Here is a 19,051-nt window from a genome sequence, read left to right on the forward strand (position 1 = left end):
CGGGGCCCAACCGCGGCATCCGGCGTTCTTCCTGAATTGTGAACCGTGGAGCGGGCTCAGCCCTTGCCGAGGTCGTCGAACATGCGGCGCTGCTCCTCGGTGAGGCCGTCGCCTGCCTCTGCCCGGTCGGCCGCCGACGAAGGGGAGCCGGCGGCGGATGCCGCGGAGCGGCCGCGCCCGCCGAGCGCCCGGTCGTACAGCCCGCCGGCGCCGGCTTCGATCCTGTCGTCCACGAGGTCGTAGACGATCCACGCCAGCAGCAGCGCCACCGGCGGGAACAGCCAGCCGGTGAACACTCCCGACACGTGCACCGGCGATAGCACCACGACGAGCACCCACACGATCAGTTCGACGACGAACACGAGGCCGAACTGCACGAGCTTCTCGCCGACGCGGGTCCGCTGCCCTGCGGATTTGGCGGCCATGCCGCGGAACGCCTTCGCGATCGCGGGCTTGAGCCAAATGGTCCCCGCGGTGAGCACGATCGCCGCCCACAGCGCCGACCAGCCCACCTGCACCGACCGCAGCACCCAGCCGATGGCCACCAGCACGGCGACGTTGAACACATACAGCGAGACGAAGCGCACGACCCAGGTCTTCATGTCTCACACTGTGCCACGCCCCACACCCCGTGAGGCCACTGCTAGTGGCCGAGACCGTGGTTGTTTCCCACGGTCTCGGCCAACAGGTGTGGTCTCAGCGATCGAGCGCGGCGCTCAGCGCACCGTGATCGTCGTCTGCTCGGCGGGGATCGCCCGCAGCAGCGGGCTCGTGAGCGTCGCTACCGTGTCCCACTGGCCGCGCAGCACGCCGGTGAGTTTGTAGTCGAACGTCACGGTGCCCCCCGCCGTGGGCGGGGCGGTGGTGATGGCATACACCGCGCCCGCCTCGGGCGGGTCGACGGTTACCCCACTGGTGCCGTCGCGGTTCTCCGCCCCGGTCACCGTCGCCGCCGCGGCGTCGGGCACCGCTGCGTCGCCGTACGTGAACCACATCCCCTCGGTCGCGCCCAGTGCGATCCAGGTCTGGAACGTGTTCGTGGCATTGCGGCTGAACGTCGGCACGTCCTCCCACTCGACCACGAGGAAGTCGGTGGTGCCGTCGTTGAGCACGCCCACGCGCACGGCGCCCCCGGCCTCCGGGTTCAGGTCGGTCCACAACGGCGCGAGCACGTTGTTGGGCAGTTCCGGATCGGGGATGCCGGTGGACTCCCACGACACGTCCGTCGCCGCCGCGCCACCGACCACCAGGTACCCGTTGGAGACGATGCCGATGCGGTCGTACACCTCACCGCCGTACTGGAACGACGGCAGCGTGTAGTTCACGTACGCCTCGTCGCCGAGTCCGGCGATCGGAGCGACCCCGAAATCGGCGAGCGGAAGGTAGCCGCCGCCCGGGTGCGTCCCGGCATCCGGTGCGACCGACTCGATCGTCGGCGCGATGGCCGGGCTCAGCGTGCCGTCCCATTTGGCGCCCAGGAACTGCTTGCTGGCGGGGGCGGTGACGCCGCGGACGTTGAGGAACGGGTGCGCGGTGACGCGGATGGATGCCGGCACCTCGACGGGCAGGAAGTTGGTCGCCGTGACGGTGCAGGTCGTGGTCCCGCCGCGCCGGATGCTCTCCGGCTCGCAGGACTGATCGAGCGACACCTCGGCCTCGCGCACGTTGGCGGCGACCGGGATCACGGCATCCACACCGCCGCGGGTCGGGGTGAGGGTGATCTCGCCCTGCTGCCAGCCATCGGTGGCCTCGAGACCATCGATGATCACCGACAGCTTCTTGGTGCCGCCGGCGGGAACGGTGAACCACGTCGGGAAGACCGTCACCCGAAGCCCTCCGGTGGCCTCGGCGCTGACCCGGAAGGTCTGCGCCCGGTCGGTGACATTGGTCACCGTGCGCGAGGTCTGGACGGCACCGGGCATCGGATCGGCGTAGATGCTCGGGATGTTGAGGTCGATCCGGCCCTGCGGGTCGGCGGCGCTGTCCTCGAACCGTTGCGCCGTCTCGGCGATGGTGACGATCGGGGACACCGCGCGGTCGGCGCGGATGCTCCCTGCGCCGCGGTCGAACACGCCTGCCGGCGATCCATCGGCGTTGATGACGTCCTGCAGCGACGAGGTCATCAGCGCCGACTTGACCTGACCGGGCGTGAAGTCCGGCCGGGCGGCGATGACGAGCGCGGCCACACCGGCGGCGTGGGGCGACGACATCGACGTGCCTGCGATGGCCTGGAAGTACTCGCCGGCAGGACCGGAGTCGGTACCGCTGGGCTCGGGCGTGTGACCGGCGAGCACCTGGATGCCGGGGCCGGTGATGTCGGGCTTGAGGAACTCCCCGATGGGTCCGCGTGAACTGAAACTGGCCATCACGTCGCCCTGCGACGGCGTCGCCTGGCCCGCGCCCCACGACGCCGTGACGCCGGGTCGGGCGAGGAACGCCAGCACGTCGTCGTTGGGTCCTTCCAGGTGGATCACCGGCAGGAAGTGGTTGTCGGTGTTGGTCTCCATCGTGGTCGGGTTGTAGAGGATCATCCCGGCCGCGCCGCCGAGGGAGGCGAAGTACCCCTTCTCCACTCGCCCGTTGCCGCCTCGCTCGCAGACCACGACGGTGCCGGTGAGGCTCCCGGCGGGGAAGGGCTGTTCGCAGCGGATGCCGCCGGTGTAGCCGGGCACGGCATCGGCGCGCACCACGGGGGCGTCGGTGACCCCCTGCGTCACGGTCGCACCGATCTTGCTGAGCGTGCCGCCGTCGGCCGCGGCCAGTTCCAGCGTCGCGGTGAACGCGCGGTCCAGGGTGGACGCGGCGACCGTCGTGGTCCAGGGCCCGGCGTGGTTGGCCGTGGATGCCGCGGGGCCGGAGTTGCCGGCCGACGCGTGCACCGCGACACCCGCGGCGTAGGCGTCGAGGAAGGCGAGCTCGACGGGGTCGGTGTACACACTGGCCGAGCCGCTGATGGAGTAGTTGATCACGTCCACCCCGTCGAGCACGGTCTGCTGGACGGCGTCGACGAGGTCGGAGTTGTAGCCGCCGCCGGGGCCGAGGGCACGGTAGGCGATGATCGAGGCGCCCGGGGCCACGCCGCTGATGGGGCCGTGGTCGACACCAAGCACGGGAGAGCTGTCCACCGCACTGCCGGCGGCGGTGGTGGCGGTGTGAGTGCCGTGGCCGTCGGAGTCGCGTGCCGAGCAGGCATCCGCGGAGCAGAAGTCAATCGCGCCCGCGGGCTCTTCGGCGAGTTCCTGGTAGGCGTCGAGGAACGCGTAGGCGCCGATCAGCTTGTCGGTGCACGAGAACGCGTCGCCGATCGAGCCGTCACCGAACTGGCATTCCCACGGCCCGCCTGCGGGGAGGTCGATGCCGTTGTCGACGAGCATCGGGTGCTCGGGCCAGATGCCGGTGTCGATCACCCCGACGATGACGCCGGCGCCGGCCTGGTCGCGTCCGCCGAGGCTCGGCCAGACGGCATCCGCGCCGATGAACGTGGTGGCATCCGCGTCGATTCCGCCGTTGTCGTACGTGATCGGCCCGGGGGTCTCCACCGGCGCCGGGGTCTCCTCCGGTGCCGGGGTCTCCTCGGGTGCCGGGGTCTCCACCGGTGCCGGGGTCTCCACCGGTGCCGGCGTCTCCTCGGGCGCCGGCGTCTCGTCCGGTGCCGGCGTCTCCTCCGGTGCCGGGGTCTCCTCGGGGCTCGCGATCTGACGCAGCGCGTTGTTCTGCACCGCGGCGACCCCCTCGAGCGCGGCGATGTCCTTCGCGCGGTTGGCGGGGATCGTCACCGACAGGCCGCCGTACACCGTGACGTGACGTGAGAGCAGCGTGGCCGAGGGGACGGATGCCTGGATGGTGGCGAAGGCGGCATCCAGCTGCGCTTCGACGAAGCGGGTGTACTCGGCGGCGTCGGCGTTGGGCAGGTCTTTCCCGGTGACACCGGGGCTGGTCGCGGCGTATCCGTCGATGCCACCCGCATACGAGGCGACGGGGTCGACGTCGACCTTGACCATCACCGCGGCGCGGGCCACGTCGGTGCGGGCGAGCACGTCGGGGTCGCTCTCGGCGAGCTTTCCCGACGCCGATCGCGCGGTGGATTCGGCCGGCGCTTCCGGCGCGAGCGGAGAGGCGGTGAAATCGCCTGCCGTGGCGGCGCGGGCGGGCGGGGCAAGCGTGACGAGCAGGAGGGCGGTCACCCCCAGCGCGGCGAGAATCTGCATAATGCGCGGGAGCGACAGCGATCGAGTCATCCGGGAGCCCTCCGTCGATGAACCTGGGTGTTCGGTACGAAGAAGCTAAAGGTTCGCTGAGAGCGAGCGCAATGGAGTCCGCGCCAGCTCTCATCGAACTCTCATGTAGCGGCTAGTCTCCACGCCATGACCCTGGAACTCTGCGTGCTCCTGTGGGCGTCGCCGGGCAACGAGAAAGCGCTGTCGCGATACGAAGACACCGTTCGTCTAGCCCGGCGCGGGGCGCTTCTCCGCCGCTATCGGCCCTCCACAGCGAGGCGCCCGGCGAGCAGGACGTAGGTGGCCGCGAACGTGCGGCGCAGCCACGCCATTACCTTCGGTCGCGTGATGACCTGGCTTCGCCGTTGTTAAGGAGCTCGGCCATCCCGCATCGTGCGCGGATCAGTACGACGCGCGGCCAGCGCCGCGTTCATCCGCCCAGCGGGCCGCCAGCGCTTCCGAGCCGCGGGCGAGCAGCGACACGTCGGCGCCGACGAGGGCGAACGCGGCCCCGGCATCCAGATACGCCTGCGCCACGGTCGGGTCGAACGCGTTGACGCCGACCGGCTTGCCCGCCGCGCGCACGGCCTCGAACGCCCGCAGCGCCGCCGCGGTGACGTCGGGGTGGGTCTGTTGCCCCAGCAGCCCGAGCGAGGCCGCCAGGTCGGACGGGCCGACGAACACCCCGTCGATCCCGTCGACCGCGGCGATCTCGGCCGCCGCGTCGACGCCGGCGGCGGTCTCGATCTGCACGAACAGCGATACGTGGTCGGCGGCATCCTGCAGGTAAGCGTCGACGCGGTTCCAGCGCGCCGAGCGGGCCAGCGCCGACCCGACGCCGCGGCTGCCGCGAGGCGGGTAGTGCACCGCCTCGACCAACGCCCGTGCCTCGGCGGCGGAGGACACCATCGGCACCAGCAGGTTCTGCGCACCGATGTCGAGCACCTGCTTGATCGTCACGACGTCGCCGATCGGCACTCGCACCACCGGGGTGATGGGGTACGCGGCGACGGCCTGCAGCTGGGCGAGCACCGAATCCAGCGAGTGGGGGGAGTGCTCCATGTCGATCAGCAGCCAGTCGAGCCCCGAGCCGGCGCAGATCTCGGTGACCAGCGCCGAGCCCGAACACACCCACATCCCGCACAGCGGCCGGTCGGCGGCGGCGAGGTCGTCGCGGAAGGTCGGACTCAGACGAAGCGGCATGTGAGGGTTCCCATCGGTCCGTAGTCGCACAGCACGCTGTCGCCGCGCGAGACCCACATCGGGCGGGTGAACGACCCCGCCAGGATGATCTCACCGGCCTCCAGGTGCGCACCGTGCTGGTGGAGCTTGTTCGCGAGCCACGCCACGCCGGTGGCGGGGTGGCCGAGCACGCCGGCGGCGACGCCGGTCTCCTCGATCGTCTCGTTGCGGTACAGCAGCGCCGACACCCAGCGCAGGTCGATCTGGTCTGGCCTCATCGGGACGCCGCCGAGCACCATCCCGCCGTAGGAGGCGTTGTCGCTGATCGTGTCGACGATCGTGCGACCCTCCAGCTCGATGTGGGAGTTGAGCACCTCCAGCGCGGGCGTGACGTATTCGGTGGCCCGCAGCACGTCGAACACCGAGCAATGCGGCCCTTCCAATGGCGCTTTGAGCACGAAGGCGAGCTCCACCTCGATGCGCACGTTGGAGAAGTGGTCGAAGGGGATGCTCGATCCGCTGTCCCATACCGTGTCGTCGAACATCACGCCGTAGTCCGGCTCGGTGATGCCGGTGGCCTGCTGCATCGCCTTCGACGTCAGGCCGATCTTGCGGCCGACCAGACGCCGGCCCGAGGCCAGTTGCCGGTCACGCCAGATGCCCTGGATGGCATAGGAGTCCTCGACCGTCGCCTGTGGGTAGCGGGCGCTGATCCGCGGCACCACGCCGTGTGTGCGGCCGGCATCGGCGAGCTCGGCGGCGATCGCATCGATGACCTCGGGGTCGAGCATCGTTGTCCTTCCGTTGTGGTCAGCGTAGGGGCGTCGGCGGGCTACAGCTGGTGGCCGAGCTTGTACTCGCCCTGCTTATTCTCCGGAAGCTGCTCGCCCGGCCGGGTGTAGGAGAACCCGTCGGCGCCGATCGTCACGGCCATCTCGCTGGTGTCGGTGCGCGCCACGACGGGCTGCGGGTTGCCGTCGAGGTCGAGCACGAGGGATGCCTCGGTGTACCAGGACGGCACGACGGGGTTGCCCCACCAGTCGCGGCGCTGGTTGTCGTGCACGTCCCACGTGATCACCGGGTTGTCGGGGTCGCCGGTGTAGTAGTCCTGCGTGTAGATCTCCACACGGTGCCCGTCGGGGTCGCGCAGGTACAGGTAGAACGCGTTCGACACGCCGTGGCGGCCGGGCCCGCGCTCGATGGCATCCGATCGGCGCAGCGCCCCGAGCTTGTCGCAGATCGCGAGGATGTTGTGCTTCTCATGCGTCGAGAACGCCACATGATGCATGCGGGGGCCATCGCCGCCGGTCATCGCGGTGTCGTGCACGGTGGGTTTGCGGCGCATCCACGCGGCGTAGACGGTGCCCTCGTCATCCTGGATGTCCTCCGTCACGCGGAACCCCAGGTCCTGCATGAACTTCACCGCACGCGGCACGTCCGGGGTCACCTGGTTGAAGTGATCCAGGCGCACCAGGGACCCGGGCGTATACAGGTCGTACCGCCAGGCGAGGCGCTCGACGTGCTCGACGTCGTGGAAGAACTCATAGGGGAAGCCCAGCGGGTCCTCCACGCGCACCGACTCGCCGATGCCCTTCGTCCACCCTTCGGCACGCCGCTCCACGCGGCATCCGAGTTCGCTGTAGAAGGCGACCGCCCGGTCGAGGTCTTCGGGGGTGCGCACGCGGTAGGAGAACGCCGCCACCGCCGCGACGGGACCCTGGCGCAGCACCAGGTTGTGGTGGATGAACTCCTCCATCGACCGGAGGTACACGGCGGTTTCGTCCTCCTCCGTCACGACGAGATCCAGCACGTCGACGTAGAACCGCCGGGAGGCGGCGAGGTCGGTCACCACGAGCTCCATGTACGCACAGCGCAGGATGTCGGGAGCAGGCGAGGAGGGCGTGGGCACCGGGTTGTCGCTGTGGATCGGCGCCTCCTGCGAGACGAAGAATCCGGATGAGGTGAGAGTGCGGTCGGTGGTCATGGCAGCGTCCTTGCTTCCGGGGTGGGTTCAGCGCTTGCCGAAGGTGGGGTTGTGCACCTCGCCGAGCGTGATGTGCACCGCCTGCTGGTCGGTGTAGAAGTCGATCGAGCGGTAGCCGCCCTCGTGGCCGAGGCCCGAGGCCTTCACCCCGCCGAAGGGGGTGCGCAGGTCCCGCACGTTGTTGGAGTTGAGCCACACCATGCCGGCCTCGATGGCCTGGGCGAAGTTGTGGGCCCGCTTGAGGTCATTGGTCCAGACATACGCGGCGAGGCCGTACTTGGTGTTGTTGGCCAGCGCGAGCGCCTCTGCCTCGGTGTCGAACGGGGTGATCGCCACGACCGGGCCGAAGATCTCCTCCTGGAAGATGCGGGCGTCGGGGGAGACATCGGCGAACACCGTGGGGGCGACGAAGTTGCCGAACTCGAACCCTTCCGGTCGCCCCCCGCCGGCGACCAGCCGCGCCTCGGTCTTGCCGATCTGCACATACCCCATGACCTTCTCGAAGTGCTCGGGATGTACCAGCGCCCCCACCTCGGTCGCGGGGTCGTGCGGGTAGCCGACCTTCACGCGCTTCGCCTGCGCGGCGTAGCGCTGGACGAACTCGTCATAGACGGCGCGTTCCACGAGGATGCGGCTGCCGGCGGTGCAGCGCTCGCCGTTGAGGGAGAAGACCCCGAAGATCGTGGCATCCACCGCCGCATCGAGGTCGGCGTCGGCGAAGACGATCGCCGGCGACTTGCCGCCCAGTTCCATCGACAGGCCCTTCAGATGTGGGGCGGCGTTGGCGAAGATGAGCTGCCCGGTGCGGCTCTCGCCGGTGAAGGAGATGAGCGGGACATCCGGATGCTTCACCAGCGCGTCGCCTGCGTCCTCACCCAGGCCGTTGACGAGGTTGAACACGCCCTGCGGCAGCCCCGCCTCCTCGAAGATCCCTGCCCACAGCGACGCCGACAGCGGCGTGAACTCGGCGGGCTTGAGCACCACGGTGTTGCCCGTGGCAAGGGCGGGACCGAGCTTCCACGACTCCAGCATGAACGGGGTGTTCCACGGTGTGATGAGACCGGCGACGCCGATCGGCTTGCGGTTGACGTAGTTGATCTGGCGGCCGGGCACTTTGTAGGTGTCGTCGGCCTGCGCGACGATCAGGTCGGCGAAGAAGCGGAAGTTCTCGGCGGCGCGGCGGGCCTGACCGAGCGCCTGCGTGATCGGCAGGCCGGAGTCGAACGATTCCAGCTCTGCCAGCCGCTCATCGCGCGACTCGACGAGATCCGCGATGCGGTGCAGGATGCGGGAGCGCTCGCGGGGGAGCATGCGCGGCCACGGCCCCTCGTCGAACGCGCGCTTGGCGGCCGCGACGGCAAGGTCGATGTCGGCCTTCTTCCCGGCGGCGGCCTGCACGTACGTCTCGTTCGAGACCGGCTCGAGCACATCGAACGTGTCGCCGTCGGCGGAGTCCACGAACGTGCCGTCGATGTAGTGCCGGATGCGGTCGGGGAGATCCGCCGGCACGTGGCGGCGGTCCAGGTCGACGCTGACGGTCATGGGTTTCTCCAAACGTGCGGAACGGTCAGAACGCCGGCAGGCCCAGGGCCTGGTCCGGGTGCTCGTGGATCATGTAGGCGTCCAGCGTGGCGGAGCGGTGGCGGCGGGCCGCCTTCTCGATCTCGCCCAGCGGCGCGCCCGTTTCTATGAGGACCAGGATGTTCTCGTGCTCCCGCACCGACTCCTGGGCGCGGCCCGGGACGAAGCTGAACGTCGAGTCGCGCAGGTGCCCCAGGCGCCCCCATTCCGCGCCTACGAGTTCAAGCATGCGGGGGTTCGCGCACTTCTCGAACAGCGTCGCGTGGAACTGCTGGTTCAACCCGGTGAACGCCCGGGGGTCGAAATCATCGAGCCGTTCGATCATCTGCTGATTGATCTCGCGGGCGCGCCGCACGTCGTCGGTGGTGAGCCGCCGCGCCGACAGTGCGGTCGCCGCCCCCTCGAGGATGCTGAGCGCCTGCATGCTGGAGCGGTACTGCGAATCGTCCACCATCGACACGTGCGCGCCGACGTTGCGCTCGAAGGTCACGAGCCCCTCCGCCTCGAGCTGGCGGATCGCCTCGCGCACCGGCACGACGCTCATGCCCAGCTCTGCCGCGATGGTCCCGAGCACCAGCCGGTAGCCGGGGGTGAAATCCTGGCTCGCGATGCGGGCCTTGACCCACTGGTAGGCCTGCTGCGACTTGCTGAGGCTGTGCACCGTGCTCACGAGTGGGTCCGTTCTGCGTCGTAGCGGGCGCGCCACTGCGCGTTCATCGGGAACACGTCCTGCACGGGGTGTCCCGCGGCGACCTGCGTCGCCACCCAGGCATCCTCGTCCTCCTGCGCCAGGGCCGCGTCGGCGACCTCGTCGGCGAGGTGGGGCGGCAGGACAATGACGCCGTCCGCATCGCCGACGATGATGTCACCCGGTTGCACCGTGGTACCGCCGCAGGCGACGGTGACATCGGTCTCCCACGGCACGTGGCGGCGGCCGAGGACGGCCGGGTGGGCCCCGCCGGAATAGACGGGGATGCCGACGGCGGCGACGGCATCGGCATCGCGCACGCCGCCGTCGGTGACGATGCCGGCGGCGCCGCGGGCGTGGGCTCGCAAGGCCAGGATGTCGCCGAGGGTGCCCGACCCCGTCTCGCCGCGGGCATCGATGACGATCACCTCGCCCTCGTCGACCGCGTCGAACGCTCGCTTCTGGGCGTTGTAGCCGCCGCCGTGGGCGGTGAAGAGATCTTCGCGATTGGGAACGAACCGCAGCGTCTTCGCGGTGCCGACGAGCTTGCGCTCGGGATGCAGCGGGCGCACGCCGTCGATCGTGACGTTGTCGAGCCCTCGCTTGCGCAGCTGCTGTGACAGCCCCGCGACGGGAACGCGCTCCAGCTTCGCGCGCAATTCCGGGTCCAGTCCCAGCGGAGCGAGCCCGGCTTCTTCGCGGGAGCCCCACGCCTCCTCGCGCTGGGTGTCATCGACCGCCGGCAGTGAGCCCAGCGACGGATCGAAGGGTGCGCCGGTGCCCGCCACGACGGTCGTCGTAAGCCGCCCCGACGTGGCACCGGTCTCGGGAGAGTCGACCTCGACCTCGACGACATCGCCCGGCGCGATCACCGAGGAGCCGGCGGGAGTGCCGGTGAGGATGACGTCGCCCGGTTCCAGGGTGAAGTGCTGGGACAGGTCGGCGACGAACTGGGCCAGCGGAAAGATGAGGTCCGCCGTCGTGGCATCCTGTCGCAGTTCGCCGTTGACCCAGGCGCGCACGCGCAAGCCGGTGGGGTCGACGGTGCGGGCATCCATCAGCCGGGGGCCGATGGGGGTGAACCCGTCGCCGCCCTTGGAGCGCACGTTGGAGCCCTTGTCGTTGGCGCGCAGGTCGTACACGCCCAGATCGTTCGCGGCGGTGACCCAGCCGACGTGCTCCCAGGCCTTGGTGAGGGGAACCCGGCGCGCGGCCGTGCCGATCACGACCGCGATCTCACCCTCGAACGCCAGCAGTTCGGTCCCTGCGGGGCGCTCGATCGTGCCGCCCGAGGCGGCGACCGAGCTCGACGGCTTCAGGAAGTAGGAGGGGGCGGCGGGGGTGCGGCCGCGCTGCGCGGCGCGTGAGCCGTAGGAAAGGTGCACCGCGATGATCTTGCCCGGGCGCTGCGGCAGAGCCGCGAACCGGGTGTCGCTGGCCGTCTCCGGGTGGGCGTCAGTGCTCATGAGCTCCCTCGCTCTTGCGTCGTATCCGAAATCGTATATGATCGTCGCCAACGGGGCAACCGGCTCGGCCGTGCGCCTCAGACAACGATGTCTACCCCACTGGGAGTCAACGATGAGCACACCCCAGCGACCCGTCCCCGCCGGCTTCACCCCGACGGGCACCATCGCCACCACCGCCGACCGGCGCCGAGTCGTCTTCGCGACCGTCGTCGGGACCACCGTCGAGTGGTACGACTTCTTCATCTACGCCACGGCCGTCGGGCTCGTCTTCGGCGAGCTGTTCTTCGCGCCGCTGGGCGCCAACAGCGCGATCATCGCCTTCGCGACGGTGGGCGTGAGCTTCCTCTTCCGGCCCCTCGGAGCGTTCCTCGCGGGCCACTTCGGCGACAAGTACGGCCGCAAGGTCGTGCTGATGTGGACGCTGATCCTGATGGGCATCGCCACCGCCCTGATCGGCGTGCTGCCGACTTACGAGGCGATCGGCATCGCCGCGCCGATCCTGCTCGTGCTGCTGCGCATCCTGCAGGGCATCTCCGCCGGCGGCGAGTGGGGCGGGGCGGTGCTCATGGCCGTCGAGCACGCCCCCAAGACGCGTCGCGGCATGTTCGGCGCCTCGCCGCAGATCGGTGTGCCGCTGGGGCTGCTCCTGGCCTCCGGCGTCATGGCGCTGATGGCGCAGATCGCGCCGGGGGACGCGTTCTTGGAGTGGGGCTGGCGGGTGCCGTTCCTGCTCAGCGTCGTGCTGATCATCATCGGCTGGTACGTGCGCCGTCGGGTCCAGGAGAGCCCGGTGTTCGCCGAGCTCGCCGAGCGCAAGGAGAAGGCGCGGATGCCGATCGTGCAGCTGTTCCGCAAGCACGCCCTGCTCGTGCTGATCGCAGCGCTCGTGTTCGCGGGGAACAACGCGATCGGCTACATGACCACCGGCGGCTACATCCAGGGTTACGCGACCAACCCCGAAGGGCCCCTCGCGCTCGAACGAGGTCCGGTGCTGTGGGCCGTCACCGGATCGGCTGTCACCTGGTTGCTGTCGACCCTCGTGGCAGGGTGGGCCTCGGACCGCATCGGCCGGCGCACGACCTACCTCATCGGCTGGGGCCTGCAGCTGATCGGTGTGTTCCTGCTGTTTCCGCTGGTGAACACCGGCGACATCTGGCTGCTCTTCCTGGGCCTGGCGATCCTGACCATCGGGCTGGGCTTCACATATGGACCGCAGGCGGCGCTGTACACCGAGCTGTTCCCGGCATCCATCCGCTTCTCCGGAGTGTCCATCTCGTACGCGATCGGTGCGATCCTCGGCGGCGCGTTCGCGCCCACCATCGCCACCGCGCTCGTGCAGGCGACAGGGTCGACCGTGTCCGTCACGTGGTACCTGGCGGGTATGACCCTGATCGGCTGCATCGCGACGCTGCTGCTGCGCGACCGCTCCGGCATTGCGCTGGGTCCCGACCACGAAGAAGAACAGTCCGTCAGCCCGATCTACGGGCTGTCGAAGGTCTGAACGGAAGCGACGACGATGCAGTTCCACCACCACGGCTACGTCTCCACCGACCCGCGCGTGCTCCCCGCCGCCGGCACCGGGATCGACCGGCCCGACGACCTGCCCGACGAGGTCGACGTGCTCATCGTCGGGTCCGGGCCGGCCGGCATGCTGCTGGCCGCGCAGCTCGCGCAGTACCCGAGCATCACGACTCGTCTCGTTGAGCGCAGGCCGGGGCGCCTGGCGATCGGCCAGGCCGACGGCATCCAGGCGCGCAGCGTCGAGACCTTCCAGGCATTCGGGTTCGCCGAGCGCATCACCGCCGAGGCGTACCGCATCACCGAGATGAACTTCTGGGCACCCGACCCGGGCGACCCCTCGCGGATCATCCGGACGGCCCGCGCCGATGACGACCCGCGCGGGATCAGCGAGTTCCCGCACCTCATCGTCAACCAGGCGCGCGTGCTGGACTACTTCGCCGAGGTCGCAGCGCACTCGCCCGGCCGCATCACGCCGGACTACGGGTACGAGTTCGTGACGCTGCAGCTGGGCGAGGGGGACTACCCCGTCACCGTGACGCTCGCGCGTGCGGGCGGGGCGGACAGCTCGGGCGGCGAGCAGCGCATCGTGCGGGCGAAGTACGTCGTCGGGTGCGACGGGGCGCGCAGCCGGGTGCGCGAGGCGATCGGCCGCAAGCACATCGGCGGGGTGTCCAAGCACGCCTGGGGAGTGATGGACGTGCTCGCCTTCACCGACTTCCCCGACATCCGCATCAAGTGCGCGATCCAGTCCGAGCACGGCACGATCCTGCACATCCCGCGCGAGGGCGGTCACCTCTTCCGCATGTACGTCGACCTCGGCGAGGTGCCAGAGGACGACAACGGCAAGGTGCGCACGACGCCGCTGGAGTCGATCATCGCCAAGGCAGGCGACATCCTCGGCCAGTACCGGCTCGACGTGAAGAACGTCGCCTGGTGGTCGGTGTACGAGGTCGGGCACCGGGTCACCGACAAGTTCGACGACGTCGAGCCCGGCGGCGATGCCCTGCCGCATGTGTTCATCTGCGGCGACGCCTGCCACACCCACAGCGCAAAAGCAGGGCAGGGCATGAACGTGTCGATGCAGGACGGGTTCAACCTCGGCTGGAAGCTCGGCTCGGTGCTCACCGGTCGTGCCCCCGCCACGCTGCTGGCGACGTACTCGGCCGAACGGCAGGAGATCGCGCAGAACCTCATCGACTTCGACCGGGAGTGGTCGAGCCTCATGGCCAAGAAGCCGGAGGAGTTCAGCAGCCCCGAGGAACTCGCCGAGTTCTACACCTCGACGGCGGAGTTCCCCGCCGGGTTCATGACGCAGTACCCGCCGTCGATGATCGTCGGCGAGGCGACGCACCAGGCGCTCGCGGCCGGATTCCCGATCGGCAAGCGGTTCACGTCCGCGCCGGTGGTGCGCATCGCCGACACCGTGCCCGCTCACCTCGGCCATCATGCGCGCGCCGACGGGCGCTGGCGCGTCTACGCCTTCGCCGACGGTGACACCACGGCGCTGCGGGAGTGGGCGGGGTGGCTGGAGGCGGCATCCGAGTCGCCGCTGCGTCGCTTCACCCCCGACGCCGCCGATCCCGACAGCGTGTTCGACGTGAAGGCGATCTACCAGCAGGACCACTCCGAGGTGGAGATGGCCGACATCCCGGCGGTGTTCCTGCCGCGGGTGGGGCCGTTCGGGCTCATCGACTACGAGAAGATCTACGCCGCCGACCCCCGCGACGACATCTTCGCCGCGCGCGGCATCGACCGCGGCGGCGCAGTGGTCGTGGTGCGGCCTGATCAGTACGTCGCACACGTGCTGCCGCTGTCGGCGCGGACCGAACTGGCGGACTTCTTCGCCCAGCACATGGTCCCCGTCGCCGCCGGCGCCGTGGTCTGACGCCCTCCCCGAAACAGGAAGACTCCCCGCAACAGGACGATCGGTGCTGATACGTCCTGTATTGGGGAGTTCTCCTGTGCTGGGGAGAGCGGTCAGGAGTTCACGCGGATGATCTCCTGCTGGTACGGCGCGATGACCGACGACGACACCCGCACGTCCAGTAGCAGGAATGGGCGATCGGATGCCGGCAGTGCCGACCACTGCGCCAGCGCGTCGAGGTCGGCGAGCTCGCGCACGACCACGCCCTCGGCACCCACCGCTCGGGCGAGGCCGGCGAAGTCGACCTCGGGGATGAGCATGGGTGCCGCCGCGACCCCCTGCAGCCCGTAGAGGTTGACCTCCGCGCCATACGCGCGGTCGTTCCAGACCACCGCCAGCCCGCGTCCGCCGGCGACGCGCACCGCCGACTCGAGGTCGGCCAGCGCCATGAGTCCGCCGCCGTCGCCGGTGGTGAGCACGATGGTCGACTCCGGCTTGGCCAGCGCCGCGCCGGGGACCGACGGGAAGCCCAGGCCGATGGACTGATAGGCGGTGCCGACCATCATCATGCGGTCAGGCGATGCCACCGGCCAGTACATGTTCGCCCAGCCGATGAAGTGCCCGCCGTCGGAGACGACGACGCGGTCCTGCGGCAGCAGCTCCCCGATGCGGGCGGCGACCGTGCGGGGGTCGAGTCGGCCATCGGATGCCACGCCGTCGCCGTCCTCACGCGCGCGCAGCGATGCCGCATCGACGCTCTCCCGCCACCCCGACGTTGCCGCCGCGCGCCGGGCGAGGGCGTCGACGAGCGCCCGCGCCGCGAGGGCGGCGTCGGCGCGGAGGAACCCGCCGACGTGAGGGTGCGTCGCCGCCGGTGCGGTGTCGACCTGCACCACCCGCGTCCCCGGCGCGAACAGGTCCCCGAAGCGCATCGTGAACTGATTGAGCGAGGCGCCGAAGACCACCGCGACGTCGGCCTCGCGGATGCGCGCCATCGCGCCCTCCGCGCCGAACCCGCCGGTGACCCCCAGGTCGTACTCCGGGCGGGGGAAGACGCCGCGGCCCAGTGCCGTGGTGGCCGTCAGTGCGCCGATGGCATCCGCCAGCTCACCCAGCGCGCTGCCGGCACCGGCGATCCAGGCGCCGCGGCCGGCCAGCAGCAGCGGGCGCTTCGCGGCGGCGAGCACGCCGGCGAGGTCGTCGACGGCGGCCTGCGCGAACGCGCTCGCCGGGGCGAGCGCTGCCGGCAACTGCGGCTCGGGCGCGGTCGGCACCGGCCCTGCCTCGAGCTTGGCGACGTCGTAGGGGATCGCCAACACCGTCGGGACGCGGTACGACAGGGCGTGTTCGATCGCGATGACCGTGGTCGCCGCGGCATCCGCCCGCCCCACCGTGTAGGTGCGGGCGCCGACCGCCGACGCCAGGGCGATCTGATCCACGTCCCAGGGCCGCGGCCCCGACGTCGGCTCGTCGCCGACGACGAGCACGAGCGGAACGTGTGCCTGCACCGCTTCGGCCAGCGCCGTGATCGTGTTGGTGAACCCGGCGCCGTAGGTGGTGGTCGCGGCGGCCAGGCCGCCGGACGCGCGGTGATAGGCGTCGGCAGCGACGACGGCGCCTGCTTCGTGGCGTACCGCGGTGAAGGTGGCGGGGGTGTCGCGCTCGATCGCGTCGAGGAACCAGGCGTTGCCGTTGCCCATCAGCCCGAACACGTGGTCGATGTGGCGGGCGAGTGCGACGGCGACGTGCGCGGAGACGGTGGGCATGAGGAGCTCCAGCAGACAGGCGGAAAGGATGCCGTGTGTGTCTCTTCCCCGGCGACCATGCCGGGGGCGGTGTGCCCCTTTTTCGAGCACCGGCGGCAGCGTCGCCGGACGCTCCGAGTATAAGCACGCTCCACCGGCGCCTGATCGTAGGCGGACAGCTTTTGTCCGCGGCATCCGCCATGATGACCGCATGAAACCCGCAGCCCTCCGCGCCGCGCGCCTGCGCGCGCACCGGCTGAACGCACCGGCGGCCTCGATCTCCGACGCGGCGTCGCACATGCTCGCCACGCAGGCGCAGGAGTTCTGGGGCGGCCGGTGGGCGCTCGCGGCGCGCACCCGCCGCGACCCGCGGCTGTCGGAGGTGGATGCCGCGTTCGACCGGGGCGAGATCGTCCGCAGCTGGACCATGCGCGGCACGGTGCACATCGTGCCCCCGCGCGACCTCGGGTGGGTGCAGGCGATCACCGCGGAGCGGCAACTGCGACAGTACGCCGTCGTCTACCGTGCGCTGGGGATCGAACCGTCCCACATCGCCCGCGCCGAGCGGGCGGCGCGGAGCGCGCTGTCCGGCGGCAACCGGGTGACCCGGCGCGAGTTCGCCGAGGTGCTCGCCGGCGCGGGGCTGGACACGACCCAGGCCCGCGCGCAGCATCTGCTGATCGCTCTCGCGATCCGCAGCGTGATCCTGCTCGGGCCGGTCGTGCCGCGGGAGGGCGCGCCGACGAACAACCAGTACGTCGTGCTGACCGAGGACTGGGTGACGGATGCCGCCACTCCCGCCGACCCGCTCGCCGAGCTGTACGTGCGCTACCTCGCCGCGCATGCCCCCGCCGGTCCCGCCGACTTCGCCTGGTGGACGGGGCTGCCGTTGGGTGTCGCCCGCGCAGCGGCGGAAGCCGCGGGTGATCGCGTCGTCGAAGTGGCCGAGGGGCGGTACGCCGTCGCGGGCGCCGAGCCCCGGCGCTCCGCCTCCGCACCGCGGGTGCTGGCACTGCCGCCGTACGAGGAGGTCTACCTCTCCTATGCCGACCGCACGTCGGTCGCCGCTGCGGAGTTCACCGCGACGATCGGTCCGAGCATCAACGGTATCGTCCGCCCGATCCTCGTCGCCGACGGTGAGGTGGTGGGGATGTGGTCGCACTCGGTCGCGGCGAACCGCCACGCATTGCCGCCCGTTCCGGAGTTGTTCGCGCAGCGCGAGGAACTCGCATCCGATGTCGACTCGGCGCTGGCCCGCTTCTCCCGGTTCATCACCGGCTGACCCGGCTCCGCTGCTCAGCCGTGCGCGTGGCGCTCGAGGAAGTCGTACACCTCGTTGTCGTCGACGCCGGGGAAGGCTCCGCGCGGCAGCGGGGAGAACATCTGCATGTGCACGCGGGCGCTCGGCCAGGCCTTGCCCTCCCAGCGCGCCGTCACGTCGGCCGGTGGGCGCCGGCAGCACGCCTCGTCGGGGCAGGTCGACGTCACCCGCTTGGCGCTCTCACGGCCGCGGAACCAGCGAGCGTCGTCGAAGGGCACCCCGACGGTGATGGAGAACTCCCCATCCGAGGTGGTGCCGGTCTGCGTCGAGCACCAGAACGTGCCGGCGGGGGTGTCGGTGTACTGGTAGTGCTCGGTGGTGCGGTTGTGCTCTTCGAACGCCGACCTGGCCAGGAACCGGCGGCAGACGATCTGCCCCTCCACCGCGCCGGTGACATCCATCGGCAGCGGCAGGCCGTCGTTCTCGTACACGCGGGAGATCGCACCGTTGCCGTCGACCCGCAAGAAGTGCAGCGGGATGTCGAGGTGGGTGGTGAGCAGGTTGGTCATGCGCATGCCGGCGGCCTCGTGGGTCACCCCGAACGCATCGCGGAAGTCCTCCACGGCGAGGTTGCGGTCGCGCTTGGCCTGCTGCAGGAACGCGACGGATGGCGCTTCTGGCATGAGGCAGCACGCGGCGTAGTAGTTGATCTCCAGTCGCTGCTGCAGGAAGTCGGCGTAGTCGGTGGGAGGGCGGTGCCCCAGCAGCCGGTGGGCCATCGCCTGCAGCGCCATCGACCGCAGGCCGTGGCCGCCGGGGATCGACGCAGGCGGCAGGTAGATGCGGCCGTTCTCAAGATCGGAGACCGAGCGGACCGAGTGGGGCAGGTCGCCGGCGAAGATCAGCTCGAAGCCGAGTTGGGAGGCCATGATGCTGACGGTGCGGTGCGTGAGGGCACCCGCGACATGACCCGCGGCCTTGAGCTGCTTCTCGGCGAGCGCCTCGATCTCGGGGAGGTGGTTGTGCTGCGTGCGCATCGCCAGGCGCAGTTCGGTGTTGGCCCGCCTCGCCTCCTCGGGGGTGGCGATGGCCTCGCGCTCCCGGCGCTGCAGCTCGCGGTGCAGCCCCAGGACCGACTCGATCGTCTCGTCCGGCATCCCCTTGGTGATCTTCACCGGCGGCACACCCAGGCGACGGAAGACGGTGCTCGCCTGCGCGCGCTCCAGTTCGATCTCCAGTGCCGCCCGCCGGTTGGGCGGCTCGGGGGAGAGCAGTTCGGCCACCTCCGTGCCGGTGGCGGTGGCGATCGCCTGCAGCAGCGAGAGCTTCGGCTCCCGCTTGCCGTTCTCGATGAGACTCAGCTGGCTGCCGGCGACGCCCACGAGCGCACCCAGCTCATCGAGCGTGAATCCCTGCGACTGACGGTGGTGCCGGATGCGGTGGCCGAGTGTCGTCAGTTCCAGCGAGGAGGCGGCCATTCCTTGATGCTAGCGAAAGAATTGCCCTTCTTGCATGGCAGAGGGGTGGAAAGTCGGGGTGGGA

General features: G+C 70.3%; 13 protein-coding genes. 3 read left to right on the forward strand and 10 right to left on the reverse strand.

Annotated elements, in window-relative coordinates:
- Window positions 1–56: 56 nt before the first annotated feature.
- From NQ151_RS12945 to NQ151_RS12980, 8 genes are all read right to left on the reverse strand, one after another.
- On the reverse strand, window positions 57–602 hold the full coding sequence (locus NQ151_RS12945) for a hypothetical protein (protein ID WP_257528348.1): 546 nt from the start codon (window positions 600–602) through the stop codon (window positions 57–59).
- Window positions 603–716: 114 nt separating this feature from the next.
- Window positions 717–4,238: a S8 family serine peptidase gene (locus NQ151_RS12950; RefSeq protein WP_257528349.1), complete on the reverse strand. Its 3,522-nt coding sequence runs from the start codon at window positions 4,236–4,238 to the stop codon at window positions 717–719.
- Window positions 4,239–4,619: 381 nt separating this feature from the next.
- Complete coding sequence (locus NQ151_RS12955) at window positions 4,620–5,420, reverse strand: HpcH/HpaI aldolase family protein (protein ID WP_257528350.1); 801 nt, start codon at window positions 5,418–5,420, stop codon at window positions 4,620–4,622.
- Window positions 5,405–6,190 (reverse strand): 2-oxo-hept-4-ene-1,7-dioate hydratase, encoded by a 786-nt coding sequence (gene hpaH, locus NQ151_RS12960; RefSeq protein ID WP_257528351.1) that lies wholly within the window; start codon window positions 6,188–6,190, stop codon window positions 5,405–5,407. Before hpaH ends, NQ151_RS12955 begins: the two co-directional genes overlap by 16 nt.
- A 41-nt stretch (window positions 6,191–6,231) precedes the next feature.
- A complete protein-coding gene (gene hpaD / locus NQ151_RS12965) occupies window positions 6,232–7,383 on the reverse strand; it encodes a 3,4-dihydroxyphenylacetate 2,3-dioxygenase (RefSeq protein WP_257528352.1) in 1,152 nt (383 codons plus the stop codon).
- 27 nt (window positions 7,384–7,410) lie between these two features.
- A complete protein-coding gene (gene hpaE, locus NQ151_RS12970) occupies window positions 7,411–8,925 on the reverse strand; it encodes a 5-carboxymethyl-2-hydroxymuconate semialdehyde dehydrogenase (protein WP_257509291.1) in 1,515 nt (504 codons plus the stop codon).
- 25 nt (window positions 8,926–8,950) lie between these two features.
- Entirely contained in the window at window positions 8,951–9,634 is a 684-nt protein-coding gene (locus NQ151_RS12975) for a GntR family transcriptional regulator (RefSeq protein WP_257528353.1), read from the reverse strand.
- Window positions 9,631–11,118: a fumarylacetoacetate hydrolase family protein gene (locus tag NQ151_RS12980; RefSeq protein WP_257509293.1), complete on the reverse strand. Its 1,488-nt coding sequence runs from the start codon at window positions 11,116–11,118 to the stop codon at window positions 9,631–9,633. The genes NQ151_RS12975 and NQ151_RS12980 overlap by 4 nt, the downstream gene beginning before the upstream one ends.
- 112 nt (window positions 11,119–11,230) lie before the next feature.
- On the opposite strand from NQ151_RS12980, the gene NQ151_RS12985 reads away from it, so the two are divergent.
- Both NQ151_RS12985 and NQ151_RS12990 read left to right on the forward strand, forming a co-directional pair.
- Window positions 11,231–12,619 carry an MFS transporter gene (locus NQ151_RS12985; RefSeq protein ID WP_257509294.1) on the forward strand — a complete coding sequence of 463 codons (1,389 nt, stop codon included), beginning with the start codon at window positions 11,231–11,233 and terminating at the stop codon, window positions 12,617–12,619.
- 15 nt (window positions 12,620–12,634) lie between these two features.
- Window positions 12,635–14,524, forward strand: a complete 1,890-nt coding sequence (locus NQ151_RS12990) for an FAD-binding monooxygenase (protein ID WP_257528354.1) — start codon at window positions 12,635–12,637, stop codon at window positions 14,522–14,524.
- A 92-nt stretch (window positions 14,525–14,616) separates the two neighbouring features.
- On the opposite strand, the gene NQ151_RS12995 is transcribed toward NQ151_RS12990, so the two are convergent.
- On the reverse strand, window positions 14,617–16,269 hold the full coding sequence (locus tag NQ151_RS12995; protein ID WP_257528355.1) for a thiamine pyrophosphate-binding protein: 1,653 nt from the start codon (window positions 16,267–16,269) through the stop codon (window positions 14,617–14,619).
- A 190-nt stretch (window positions 16,270–16,459) separates the two neighbouring features.
- Here NQ151_RS12995 and NQ151_RS13000 point away from each other — a divergent pair, with 190 nt between their 5' ends.
- Complete coding sequence (locus NQ151_RS13000; protein ID WP_257528356.1) at window positions 16,460–17,530, forward strand: winged helix DNA-binding domain-containing protein; 1,071 nt, start codon at window positions 16,460–16,462, stop codon at window positions 17,528–17,530.
- A 14-nt stretch (window positions 17,531–17,544) separates the two neighbouring features.
- On the opposite strand, the gene NQ151_RS13005 is transcribed toward NQ151_RS13000, so the two are convergent.
- Window positions 17,545–18,987 (reverse strand): XRE family transcriptional regulator, encoded by a 1,443-nt coding sequence (locus NQ151_RS13005; protein ID WP_257509298.1) that lies wholly within the window; start codon window positions 18,985–18,987, stop codon window positions 17,545–17,547.
- Between the last annotated feature and the right edge of the window lie 64 nt (window positions 18,988–19,051).

The organism is Microbacterium sp. zg-YB36 (assembly GCF_024623575.2).
Taxonomy (GTDB): domain Bacteria; phylum Actinomycetota; class Actinomycetes; order Actinomycetales; family Microbacteriaceae; genus Microbacterium.

Coding starts and splice junctions, on each gene's coding strand:
- NQ151_RS12945 (WP_257528348.1), bottom strand. CDS start 602: ATGAAGACCTGGGTCGTGCGCTTCGTCTCGCTGTATGTGTTCAACGTC.
- NQ151_RS12950 (WP_257528349.1), bottom strand. CDS start 4,238: ATGACTCGATCGCTGTCGCTCCCGCGCATTATGCAGATTCTCGCCGCG.
- NQ151_RS12955 (WP_257528350.1), bottom strand. CDS start 5,420: ATGCCGCTTCGTCTGAGTCCGACCTTCCGCGACGACCTCGCCGCCGCC.
- hpaH (WP_257528351.1), bottom strand. CDS start 6,190: ATGCTCGACCCCGAGGTCATCGATGCGATCGCCGCCGAGCTCGCCGAT.
- hpaD (WP_257528352.1), bottom strand. CDS start 7,383: ATGACCACCGACCGCACTCTCACCTCATCCGGATTCTTCGTCTCGCAG.
- hpaE (WP_257509291.1), bottom strand. CDS start 8,925: ATGACCGTCAGCGTCGACCTGGACCGCCGCCACGTGCCGGCGGATCTC.
- NQ151_RS12980 (WP_257509293.1), bottom strand. CDS start 11,118: ATGAGCACTGACGCCCACCCGGAGACGGCCAGCGACACCCGGTTCGCG.
- NQ151_RS12985 (WP_257509294.1), top strand. CDS start 11,231: ATGAGCACACCCCAGCGACCCGTCCCCGCCGGCTTCACCCCGACGGGC.
- NQ151_RS12990 (WP_257528354.1), top strand. CDS start 12,635: ATGCAGTTCCACCACCACGGCTACGTCTCCACCGACCCGCGCGTGCTC.
- NQ151_RS12995 (WP_257528355.1), bottom strand. CDS start 16,269: ATGCCCACCGTCTCCGCGCACGTCGCCGTCGCACTCGCCCGCCACATC.
- NQ151_RS13000 (WP_257528356.1), top strand. CDS start 16,460: ATGAAACCCGCAGCCCTCCGCGCCGCGCGCCTGCGCGCGCACCGGCTG.
- NQ151_RS13005 (WP_257509298.1), bottom strand. CDS start 18,987: ATGGCCGCCTCCTCGCTGGAACTGACGACACTCGGCCACCGCATCCGG.